Source organism: Actinomadura harenae (assembly GCF_003696215.1).
GTDB lineage: Bacteria > Actinomycetota > Actinomycetes > Streptosporangiales > Streptosporangiaceae > Spirillospora > Spirillospora harenae.
The window spans coordinates 52,580-64,243 of sequence record NZ_RFFG01000049.1; the positions used below are offsets into that span (position 1 = coordinate 52,580).

Here is an 11,664-nt window from a genome sequence, read left to right on the forward strand (position 1 = left end):
ATGCGTATTCCAAGCTGGATCCGGCAGCACCTCGCCGCCGTCCGCGCCCTGCTCGTCCTGACGGTCGTCCTCGGCGTCGCCTACCCGCTCGCGGTGTGGGGCGTCGCCCAGGTCCCGGGCCTGCGGTCGCACGCCCAGGGGTCCCTGATCTCCGCCGACGGCCGGACGGTCGGCAGCTCGCTGATCGGGCAGTCCTACACCGACAAGCTCGGCAACCCCATCAAGAAGTACTTCCAGAGCCGTCCGTCGGCGGCGGGCGACGGGTACGACCCGACCGCGTCCGGCGCGAGCAACCTCGGCCCGGAGAGCGTCGTCGACACGCTGCCCGACCCGAAGCTGATCGCGGCGGACAAGCCCGACCCGAACGCCAAGACCGGCCTGCTGACCACCGTCTGCACCCGCAGCAGGGCGGTCGGCGAGCTGGAGGGCGTCGACGGGGGCCGTCCGTTCTGCACCAAGGACAGCGGTGTCGGCGCGGTGCTCGCCGTGTTCGGCGACCGTGACCGGCAGGGCAAGGTCCCGCACCCGACCCGTGTGGTCAGCGTGAACGAGGAGGAGGGTGTGGTGAAAACGCCGTTCGTCGCGTCCTACGACGGCGTCAAGGTCGAGCTGGCGAAGTACGGCGAGGACTACTCCAAGGGCCTGATCGTCCCGGTCAGGGGCGACGCTCCGGACAAGCCCGCCGTCCCGGCGGACGCGGTCACGGCGTCCGGTTCCGGACTCGACCCGCACATCTCCCCGGCCTACGCGACGATCCAGGTCAAGCGGGTCGCCGAGGCCCGGCACGCGGACCCGGCGGCGGTCCGCAAGCTCGTCGCCAAGTACACGACCGGACGCGACCTCGGCTTCATGGGCGAGCCGCGCGTGAACGTGCTCGACCTGAACCTGGCCCTCGACCGGCGGTACCCGGTCAAGTAGGCCGGCGGCAGGGGAGGAGTCGGGAGGAACGATGGGGCGGGGTCGGCTGCGGGTCTACCTGGGGGCGGCGCCGGGCGTCGGGAAGACGTTCGCGATGCTGTCGGAGGGACGGCGCCGGCGGGACCGCGGCACGGACGTGGTCGTCGGATACGTCGAGACCCACGGCAGGCCCCGGACCGCCGAGCTCCTCGAGGGGATGGAGGTCGTGCCCCGCAGGGTCATGGAGTACCGGGGCACGACCTTCACCGAGCTCGACGCGGACGCCGTCATCGCCCGGCGTCCCCGGGTCGCGCTGGTGGACGAGCTCGCGCACACCAACGTGCCGGGCTCGGCGCGCGCCAAGCGCTGGCAGGACGTCCGGGCGATCCTGGACGCCGGGATCGACGTCGTGTCCACCGTGAACGTCCAGCACCTGGACTCGGTGAACGACGTGGTCGAGCGGATCACCGGCGTCCCGCAGCGGGAGACCGTGCCGGACGAGGTGGTGCGCCGCGCCGACCAGGTCGAACTGGTCGACATGACCCCGGACGCGCTGCGCCGCCGGATGGCGCACGGCAACGTCTACGCCCCCGAGAAGATCGACGCCGCGCTCGGCAACTACTTCCGGATCGGGAACCTGACCGCGCTGCGCGAGCTGGCGCTGCTCTGGCTGGCCGACAAGGTCGACGACCAGCTCGACCGGTACCGGGCCGACCACGAGATCCAGCGGACGTGGGAGGCCCGGGAGCGCGTGGTGGTGGCCCTCACCGGCGGCCCGGAGGGCGACACCCTGGTCCGCCGGGCCGCGCGGATCGCCGCGCGGACCAAGGGCTCGGACCTGCTGGCCGTGCACGTCGCGCGCAGCGACGGCCTCACCGGCGCCGACCCCGCCACGCTCGCCCGGCAGCGGACGCTGGTGGAGAGCCTCGGTGGCAGCTACCACCAGGTCGTCGGGTCCAGCGTGCCGGACGCGCTGCTGGACTTCGCGCGCGGCGTGAACGCGACGCAGCTGGTGCTCGGGGCGTCCCGGCGCGGACGCGTCGCGCAGCTGTTCTCGCGCGGCGTCGGCGTCACGACGACCGCGCAGTCCGGGCCGATCGACGTCCACCTGGTGACGCACGAGGAGGTCAACCAGGGGCGCCGGTGGAAGGCGCTGCGCACGTCGTGGGGCGTCCCGCTGGAGCGTCGGCGGGCCGGGTTCGCGCTGACCGCGGTGCTGTTCCCGCTGCTCACGTTCGTCCTGGACCGGATGCGCCCGGAGTTCTCGCTCGCCAGCGACATCCTGCTGTTCCAGGCGGCGGTGGTGGGGGTGGCGCTGTTCGGCGGGTTCTGGCCCGCGCTGTTCGCGGCGGTCGGCGGGTCGATGCTGCTGAACTACTACTTCACACCGCCGGTCTACGAGTTCACCATCAACGAACCGGAGAACATCCTCCAGCTGGTGGTGTACGTGATCGTCGGGCTGGCCGTGTCGACCGTCGTGGACCTCACCGCGCGCCGGGGCCGGGAGGCCGCCGCGGCGCGCGCGGACGCCGAGGTGCTGTCCACGCTGGCGGGCGACATCCTGCGCGGCGGCGACGACCGCCCGCTCGCCGCGATCCTGGACCGGCTGCGCGAGACCTACGGGCTGACCACGGTGACGCTGCTGGAGCGCACCGACCAGGACGGCCCGGACGACAACCGCGACCCCTCCCGCTGGACGATCGTGGCGACCGCGGGCGGCGAGCCGTGCACCACGCCCGACGAGGGCGAGGCGGACGTCCTGCTCGACGACGGCGCGCTCGCGCTGGTGCTGCGCGGCCGGACGCTGCCCGCCGAGGACCGCCGGATCGTGGAGGCGTTCGCGGCGCAGGCGGCGGTCGCGCTCCGGCAGCAGCGGCTCGCCGAGACCGCGGGGCAGGTGCGTCCGCTGGAGGCCGCCGACCGGATGCGGACGGCGCTGCTCAACGCGGTCAGCCACGACCTGCGCACCCCGCTGGCCTCGGCGAAGGCGGCCGTCGAGTCGCTGCGCAGCCCGGACGTGACCTGGTCGATCGAGGACCAGGACGAGCTGGCCGCGATGGCCGCCGAGTCCCTGGACCGGCTGGACCGGCTCGTCGCGAACCTGCTCGACATGAGCCGCCTCCAGGCCGGGTCGCTCGGCATGTCGCTGAGCCCGATCGCGGCCGAGGACGCCGTCCCGCGCGCCTTGGACGACTTCGGGGACGACCTCGGGGACGCGCCGGTGGACATCCGCGTCCCGGCCGGGCTGCCCGAGATGCTCGCCGACCCGGCCCTGCTGGAGCGGGTGCTGGTCAACCTGATCTCCAACGCCGTCCGGCACAGCCCGCCCGGCGCGGAGGTGCTGGTCACCGCCAGCGCCCTCGCGGACCGGCTGGAGCTGCGCGTGATCGACCGGGGCCCCGGCATCCCGCCCGGGGACCGCGACCGGGTCTTCGAGCCGTTCCAGCGGCTCGGCGACCGCGACAACCACACCGGCGTCGGCCTCGGCCTCGCGCTGTCCCGTGGCCTGGCCGAGGCGATGGGCGGTTCGATCGCCATCGAGGAGACCCCCGGCGGCGGCCTGACCATGGTGCTCACCCTGCCCACCGCACACGCGCCCGACCCGCGCGCGCACGAGGCGGACGAGCGCACCGCCCCCTCGCAACACCCCTCGCACCACCCCTCGGCCACCGACCCGGCCGCCGCGGACCCGCTGATGCTGGACCGAGTGGCCGCCTTCCGGCACCGCCGCGACGACGGCAGGGACACCTCGGACGGCAGGGACACATCGAACGAACGGGGGCAACGATGACGCGCGTCCTGGTAGTGGACGACTCGCCGCAGATCCTGGCGACACTCCGGCTGAACCTGCGCGCCAGGCACTACGAGGTGACCGTGGCGACCGGTGGCGGGCAGGCGCTCACCCAGGCCGCCGACTGGCATCCCGACCTGGTCATCCTGGACCTCGGCCTGCCCGACCTGGACGGCGTGGAGGTGATCCGGGGGCTGCGCGGCTGGAGCCGCGTCCCGATCATCGTGCTGTCCGGGCGCGCCGGGTCCAAGGACAAGGTCGACGCCCTGGACGCGGGCGCCGACGACTATGTGACCAAGCCGTTCGGCGTGGACGAGCTACTCGCCCGCATCCGCGCCATCACCCGCCGTGCGCCGCTGGACGAGGACCATCCGTCCGTGCGGCTCGGCCGCCACACGATCGACCTGGCCCGCAAGACCGTCACCGCCGGCGAGGAGGAGCGGACCCACCTCACGCCGACCGAGTGGGGGATCCTGGAGCTGCTGGTCAGGAACCCAGGCAAGCTGATCCCGCAGCGGCAGCTGCTCACCGAGGTGTGGGGCCCGGGCCACGTCAAGGAGACGCACTACCTCCGCGTCTACCTGGCGTCCCTGCGCCGCAAGCTGGAGGACGACCCGTCCCGCCCGCGCCATCTGATCACCGAGCCCGGTATGGGCTACCGCTTCGAGCCCTGACCTGCCGCTTCCCCGATTCGGGCGCCGTCCCGTGAAGGACGTGTCAGGACTGGCGGGCGGGTCGTTCGGAACGCGTTAAGACCGGCCCCACAAAGAGCCCACAAGGTGCACGATCGGCATGGAACCGGCAAAAGGTGCCGGTGAGGAGAGTGCGTGGTGGAGCTCGTGGGTGACGGTGCCGAGGAACGGCATCGGCTCGGAGTGGTCGGCGGCCTGGCCGCCCTGTCCCTGGACGCGATGGCGTCGGTGGCGTACGGCCCGGAGGCGGTCGTCCTGGTCCTGGCCCTGGCCGGGGGAGCGGGGATGGGGTTCACCCTCCCGGTGACGCTCACCATCGCCGGGCTGCTGGCGGTCCTGACGGTCTCCTACCGCCAGGTGATCGCGACCTTCCCCGAGGGCGGCGGCGCCTACGGGGTCGCCAAGCGGTACCTCGGCCGGCGGTCGTCGCTGGTCGCGGCCGCGTCCCTCGTCGTGGACTACGTGCTGAACGTCGCGGTGTCGGTCGCGGCCGGCGTCGCGGCGCTGACCTCCGCCGTCCCCGGACTGCTGCCGTACACGCTGTCGCTCTGCCTGGGCGTCCTGGCCCTGATCACGGCCGTGAACTACCGGGGCATCGCCAGCAGCGCCCGGCTGTTCGTCGGGCCGACGGTGATCTTCGTGGCCGCGATCCTCACCGTGGTCGTCGCGGGCCTGTTCCGCGACCACCCGATCGTGTCCGAGCACACGGTGGTGACCGAGCACGCCGTCCAGGCGCAGGCGGACGGCCTGAAGACCGTCGGCGTCCTGCTGCTGCTCAAGGCGTTCGCGAACGGCTGCGCCGCGCTGACCGGCGTCGAGGCGATCGCCAACGCCGTCCCCTCGTTCAGGCGGCCGAGGGCGCGGCACGCGCAGCGCGCCGAGGTCGCGCTCGGCGGCCTGCTCGCGGTCATGCTGATCGGCATCGCGGTGCTGATCGAGCGGTTCTCCATCCGGCCGGTCTCCGGGGTGACCGTGCTGTCGCAGGTCACCGAGGCGTCCCTCGGGCACGGCGCGCCGTTCTACGTCGTGCAGTTCGCGACCGTGGTGCTGCTCGCGCTCGCCGCGAACACCTCGTTCGGCGGGCTGCCCGTCCTGGCCCGGCTGCTCGCGGCCGACAACAACCTGCCGCACCTGTTCGCCCTGCGCGCCCAGCGGCAGGTGCACCGGTACGGCATCGGCTTCCTCGCACTCACAGCGGCCGCGCTGCTCATCGCCGCGAACGGCGACATGAACACCCTCGTCCCGCTGTTCGCGATCGGGGTGTTCGTCGGGTTCACCCTGTCCCAGGCCGGGATGGTCCGGCACTGGTGGACGGACCGCCCCCGCGGCTGGCAGGGCAGGCTCGCCCTGAACGGCTTCGGCGCGCTGCTCACCGGCGTCGCCGCCGTGATCGTCACCGCCACCAAGTTCCTGGAGGGCGGCTGGCTCATCCTCGTCATGGTCCCGGTGCTCGTGCTGGTCATGCAGCGCGTCCACCACGCCTACGACCGGATCGGCGAGCGGCTCGCCCTCGGCAGCGTCCCCGCGCCGCCGCGTCCCGGCCGCGCGCTGGTCGTCGTCCCGGTCGCCGGGGTCAGCACGCTCACCCGGCAGGCCCTCGCCGCCGCGCTCAGCCTCGGCGACCGGGTCGTCGCGGTCCGCGTCGTCCACCCGGACGAGGAGGAGGACCACGTGCGGTTCATGGCAGAGTGGGAGAGGTGGAACCCGGATGTGGATCTTGTGGTGATCTCCGATGAGCGCCGCCGCCTCGTCGAGCCGATCGTCGAGTACGTGCGCGGCGTCCGTGAGAGCCAGGTCTTCGTCCTGATCCCCGAGGTCGAGCCCGAGCACGTGTGGGAACGCGTCCTGCAGAACCAGCGCGGCGCCGTCCTCGCCCACGCCCTCCGCCGCGACACCGACAGCGTCATCTGCCGCATGCGGTTCCGCGTCGCCCCGCGCGACGAGCACCGCCGCAGCCCGCAGCCCGTCCACTGACCCGCCGCCGAGAAGGCCGAGAAGGGAAACCATGATCGAGGGAATCGTGCTGGCCGTCGCCGGCGTGGCCGTGCTGGCCAGTGGCCTGGCGGCGGCGTCCGGCCGGCTGCGCCGCAACGCCTTCGTGGGCATCCGCACCCGCACGTCCATGTCCAGCGACGAGGCCTGGGACATCGTGCACCGCGCGGGCGGGCCCTGGCTCACCGCGGGCGGGCTCGCACTGCTCATCGGCGGCGCCGTCACGGCCGCCGCCGGGTCCGGCACGGTGCGGATGACGGCCACCCTCGCGGGAGCGGTCCTCTGCGTCCTGCTGGCCCTGGTCGCCGTCTACATCGGGCACACGGCGTACCGCGACCGCGTCCGCTGACGCGACTGAACGACCGGGCACGCGCGGCCCTGGTGACGGGCCCCGTCTGGGGTGGGCGGGGCCCGTCACCAGGGCCGCGCGTGTCCGATTTCGTGGCGGCTCGGCCACTATCCTGCTGATACGGTCCCTTCCGGTGTGCCGGGAAGTCTGGTCGGCGTTCTTTCGTCGTACTCCCGTGAGGGAGACCGGACCGGAGGCCGCCGCCCGCCATGCGCAGCATCGAGATCGTCCTGGGGCTCGTCGTCCTCGCCACCGTGGTGGCGGTCGGCGCCCGGCGGCTGCGCGTCCCGGCGCCGTCCCTGCTGGTCGTCGCGGGCGTCCTGGTCGGGCTGGTGCCGGGGCTGCCCGCCGTCCGGGTGCCGCCCGAGGTCGTCAGCCTGGTCGTCCTGCCGCCGCTGGTGTACGCGGCGGGCGAGGAGATGTCCTGGCGGATGCTGCGCGCGGTGTGGCGTCCGGTCGCGCTGCTCGCGGTCGGCCTGGTGCTCGCGTCCGCCGCCGCCGTCGGCGCGGTCGCCGCGTCGGTCACCGGCATGTCGTGGACGATGGGACTGCTGCTCGGCACCGTCCTCGCCAGCACCGACCCGGTCGCGGTCGCCGCGCTCGGACGGCGCCTGTCGCTGCCGCCCCGGGTGCAGACGCTCGTCCAGGCCGAGAGCCTGTTCAACGACGCGACGTCGCTGCTGCTCTACAAGCTGGCCGTCGCGGCGGCGGTCGCCGGGTCGTTCTCGGCCGGGGGCGCGGTGCGCGAGTTCGCGCTGCTCGCGGGCGGTGGCGCGGCGGCCGGGGCGGTCACCGCGATCGTGGTCGGGCTGATCCGCAGCCGCACCGAGGACCCGGTGCTGGAGACCGTGATCGCGCTGCTCACCCCCTACCTCGCCTACGTCCTCGCCGAGTCCGCGCACGCCTCGGGCGTCACGGCCGTCGTGGTCGCCGCCGTGATGCTCGGACGCAAGGCCCCCGCCCTGACCAACGCCGGGATCCGGCTCCAGCTCGGCGCGGTCTGGGGGACGGTCGTCTTCCTGCTGGAGTCGGTCGTGTTCAGCCTCATCGGGCTCGAACTGCCGACGCTCGTCCGCGAGCTGCACCGGTCCGCGACGTCCTACCTGGTGCCCGCCGTGCTGCTCGCGGCGACGCTGGTCGCCGTCCGGATCGCGTGGGTGTTCCCGCTGTCGGCGCTCCAGGCATGGCGCGGCGGACGGCGCCCGTCGTGGGAGGTGCCCGCCGTGGTGTCGTGGGCGGGCGCGCGCGGCGTGGTCCCGCTGGCCGCCGCCCTCGCGATCCCGCTGGCCACGGACGCGGGCGGGCCGCTCGGCAGCCGCGACCTCGTCGTCGTCCTCGCCACCTGCGTCATCGCGATCTCGCTGGTCGTGCAGGGGTTCACGCTGGCGCCGCTGGTGCGGGCGGCGCGGCTGGTCGTCCCGGAGGAGCAGGGGCGGCGCGAGTTCGCGCTCGCCCGGCTGCGGCTCGCGCAGGCCGCGCGCGCCCGGCTGGAGGAGCTCGCGGACCTGGAGGCCGCCCCGGCGGTGGTCATCGAGCGGCTGCGGGTCGGCGTCCAGGACCGGATCGAGCGCGGCGAGCTGCGGATGGACGGCGACGACGCGATCGACGGCGTCCTCGCCGACTACCGGAGGCTGCGCCGGGACCTGATCGCCGCCGAGACCGGCGAGCTGCACCGGCTGCACGACCGCGGCGAGATCGGCGAGGCGACCGTCCGCGAGGTGCAGCGCCTGCTCGACCTGGAGGACACCGCGCTCGACCGCTGATGGCCAACCTCTTAGCCCCGATTTGTCCCTCTATCGCCGGTGTCGCACGCCGATCCGCGCGGCCGTCCGCGCGTAAGGGAGGCGCCCGCGGGATATCTCCCCGTTACCGATCGGGTTACGGAGGCGGCGATGGCCGGGGCGGACGGCGGGGACGGCGCGGCCGGAGGCGAAGCCACACCCGTGTCCGCGCCCACGCCCGTGCCGCCGCGCCGGTGGCGCGCCTGGCTGCTGGAGGGCCTGACCGACCAGAGCGGCAGCCACCCGGGCCCGCACGGGAAGGTCCCGGAGGAGCACCAGGGCCGCGCGTGGTGGCGGGTCATGTGCCTGACCGGCGTCGACTACTTCTCCACGCTCGGCTACCAGCCCGGCATCGCCGCGCTCGCCGCCGGGCTCCTGTCCCCGATGGCCACGGTCGTCCTGGTCGCGCTGACCCTGTTCGGCGCGCTGCCGGTGTACCGGAGGGTCGCGTCCGAGTCGCCGCACGGGTCCGGCTCGATCGCCATGCTGGAGCGGCTGCTGCCCTGGTGGGCGGGGAAGTTCTTCGTCCTGGTCCTGCTCGGGTTCGCCTGCACCGACTTCATGATCACCATGACGCTGTCCGCGGCCGACGCGTCGGCGCACTTCGTCGCCAACCCGCTCGCGCCGTCCGCCCTGCGCGGGCAGACCATGGCGATCACGCTGGTGCTGCTGGCCGCGCTCGGCGGGGTCTTCCTCAAGGGGTTCCGCGAGGCGATCGGGATCGCGGTCGTCCTGGTCGTCGTGTACCTCGGGCTGAACCTGGTCGTCGTGGCGACGGCGATCGGGCACGTCGTGACGCATCCGGTGCGGATCGGCGACTGGTGGGACGCCGCCCGCGCCGCGCACTCCTCGCCGCTCGCGATGGCCGGGGTCGCGCTGCTGGTGTTCCCGAAGCTGGCGCTCGGCATGTCCGGGTTCGAGACCGGCGTCGCGGTGATGCCGCAGATCCGCGGGGACGCGTCGGACACCTACGCCAGGCCCGCCGGGCGCATCCGGGGGACCCGCAGGCTGCTCACCACGGCCGCGCTGATCATGAGCGGGTTCCTCATCCTGTCCAGCTTCGCGACGACCGTCCTGATCCCGGCGGACGCGTTCAAGGCGGGCGGCCCGGCGAACGGCCGCGCGCTCGCCTACATCGCGCACGAGTACCTGGGCGGCGGGTTCGGGACGGTCTACGACGTCTCGACCATCGCGATCCTGTGGTTCGCGGGCGCGTCCGCGATGGCCGGGCTGCTCAACCTCGTCCCGCGCTACCTGCCCCGCTACGGCATGGCGCCGGAGTGGGCGGCGGCCGTCCGCCCGCTGACCCTGGTGTTCCTGGTCATCGCCTTCCTGGTGACCTGGCTGTTCGACGCGAACGTGGACAAGCAGGGCGGTGCGTACGCGACGGGCGTGCTGGTGCTGATGCTGTCCGCCGCGTTCGCCTCGTGCATCGCCGCCTGGCATCGCGGGCACCGCGCGGCGGCCGTCGGCTTCGGCGTGATCACGGCCGTGTTCGTCTACACGCTCGGCGCCAACGTCGTCGAACGGCCGGACGGCATCAAGATCGCGTCGCTGTTCATCGCGGGCATGCTCATCACCTCGTTCGCGTCACGGATCCACCGCGCGTTCGAGGTGCGCATCGGCTCGGTCGCGCTGGACGGCGAGGCCGGGCGCCTCGTGGACGCCGCCGCGCGGTACGGCCCGCTGCGGATCATCGCCAACGAGCCGCAGGCCCGCGACCGCGAGGAGTACGCGCTCAAGGAGTGCGCGCAGCGCGACGACATTCCGATGCCCGAGGAGCAGCACATCCTGTTCCTCGAGGTCACGGTGTCCGACTCGTCCGATTTCCAGGCGGATCTGGACGTGCGCGGCGAGGTCCTCTACGGCTACCGGGTGCTGCGGGTCACCGGCCCGGTGGTGCCGAACACGATCGCCGCCGTGCTGCTGACGCTGCGCGAGCGGACCGGCGTCCCGCCCAACGTCTACTTCGACTGGACCGAGGGGCATCCGCTCGGCCACCTGCTGCGCTTCCTGGTCTTCGGGGACGGCGAGGTCCCCACGGTGACCCGCGAGGTCCTGCGCCGCGCCGAACCCGACCCGTCCCGCCGTCCGCGCGTGCACGTGTCCTAGCGGGAGCCGCCCGCGGGGGCCCGGCGGACGGTGCCCGGCGACGGCTCCGGGCCCGCCGGGTCCTGAAGCGACTGCTGGGGCTGCTGGGGCTGAGCCCGGACGGCCGAACCGGCCTTCCAGCGAGCCCAGGACATCTGCCAGTAGCCGTACCCGTTCGTCCACGGCAGTGGACGGTTCGTCCCGGTGACGACGACGACGTCGCCGCGCTGCGACCGGGCGTAGTACCAGGCCGCGAACGCCGGGGACGCGTTGACGCAGCCGTGGCTGACGTTCGCCCGGCCCTGCGAACCGAGCGACCAGGGCGCGGAGTGGACGTACTCGCCGGTCGCCGAGATCTGCACCGCGTACCGCACCTTCAGCTTGTAGTAGCGCGGGTCCTTCGGGTCGGTCACGCCCATCCACGCGGACGTCATGACCACGGGATCGCTCTTGCCCATGACCAGGTGGACGCCGTTGGTGGTGGTGTAGGCGAGGCGTCCGCCGCGTCCGGCGCTGATCGGCGTGGTCCGGACGACGCGGCCGTCCTCGCGCACGCGCATGCGGTGGGCGCGGGTGTCGACGACGCCGACCCGGGCCCGTCCGATGCGGAAGGCGCGGGTCACGTCCTTCGCGCCGGGCACCCCGGACGCGTCCTGGAGGCCCTTCAGCCGAGCGTCCAGCGTGACCCGCTCGCCGCTCGGCCAGTAGGCCCGCGGCCGGTACACGACCTGCCGGGACGACACCCAGTACCAGCCGCCCTGCACCGGCCGGGACATCCGCACGCGCAGCGCGCGCTCCACGTCCGCGCGGGACGATATCGGGCGGCTGAACGTCACGATGATGGGCATCCCGATCCCGACGACCTCGCCCTCGCGCGGCGTCACGGCGCTGATCCGGAACGTCCGGGCGCGCATCTCCTTCAGGTCCGGCGGGGACGGTGTGGAGCCGTCGTCGGCCGGGGCGGCGGCGGGCGTCGCGATCGCTTCGGGGTGGTCGAACGCGCCGGCGGACCCGCTGCCGCACCCGCACAGGGCGAGCGCGGGGAGCGCGGCGGCGCCGGCCAGGCGGGCG

The 11,664-nt window shown here is 73.7% G+C and carries 8 protein-coding genes; 7 read left to right on the forward strand and 1 reads right to left on the reverse strand.

Translation table 11 applies throughout. From position 1 onward, the window contains the following. The 7 genes from EBO15_RS25275 (at position 1) to EBO15_RS25305 (ending at position 10,614) form a co-directional block, all read left to right on the forward strand. Positions 1-918 carry a potassium-transporting ATPase subunit C gene (locus EBO15_RS25275; RefSeq protein WP_122196927.1) on the forward strand — a complete coding sequence of 306 codons (918 nt, stop codon included), beginning with the start codon at positions 1-3 and terminating at the stop codon, positions 916-918. A 31-nt stretch (positions 919-949) separates the two neighbouring features. Further along, a complete protein-coding gene (locus tag EBO15_RS25280) occupies positions 950-3,688 on the forward strand; it encodes a sensor histidine kinase (protein WP_122196928.1) in 2,739 nt (912 codons plus the stop codon). Further along, a complete protein-coding gene (locus EBO15_RS25285) occupies positions 3,685-4,362 on the forward strand; it encodes a response regulator (protein WP_122196929.1) in 678 nt (225 codons plus the stop codon). The genes EBO15_RS25280 and EBO15_RS25285 overlap by 4 nt, the downstream gene beginning before the upstream one ends. Before the next feature lie 153 nt (positions 4,363-4,515). After that, positions 4,516-6,354, forward strand: a complete 1,839-nt coding sequence (locus tag EBO15_RS25290) for an APC family permease (RefSeq protein ID WP_233616422.1) — start codon at positions 4,516-4,518, stop codon at positions 6,352-6,354. Positions 6,355-6,385: 31 nt separating this feature from the next. After that, the gene (locus EBO15_RS25295; RefSeq protein ID WP_122196930.1) at positions 6,386-6,721 is read left to right on the forward strand and encodes an SdpI family protein; all 336 of its coding nucleotides are present in this window, start codon (positions 6,386-6,388) and stop codon (positions 6,719-6,721) included. A 209-nt stretch (positions 6,722-6,930) separates the two neighbouring features. Continuing rightward, a complete protein-coding gene (locus EBO15_RS25300) occupies positions 6,931-8,484 on the forward strand; it encodes a Na+/H+ antiporter (protein WP_122196931.1) in 1,554 nt (517 codons plus the stop codon). A gap of 129 nt (positions 8,485-8,613) precedes the next feature. Then, the gene (locus tag EBO15_RS25305; protein ID WP_199744794.1) at positions 8,614-10,614 is read left to right on the forward strand and encodes an APC family permease; all 2,001 of its coding nucleotides are present in this window, start codon (positions 8,614-8,616) and stop codon (positions 10,612-10,614) included. Here the strand turns inward: EBO15_RS25305 and EBO15_RS25310 are convergent. Further along, a partial coding sequence (locus tag EBO15_RS25310) for a L,D-transpeptidase (RefSeq protein WP_147481638.1) occupies positions 10,611-11,664 on the reverse strand: 1,054 nt, incomplete at its 5' end. The two genes, EBO15_RS25305 and EBO15_RS25310, sit on opposite strands and share 4 nt — an antisense overlap.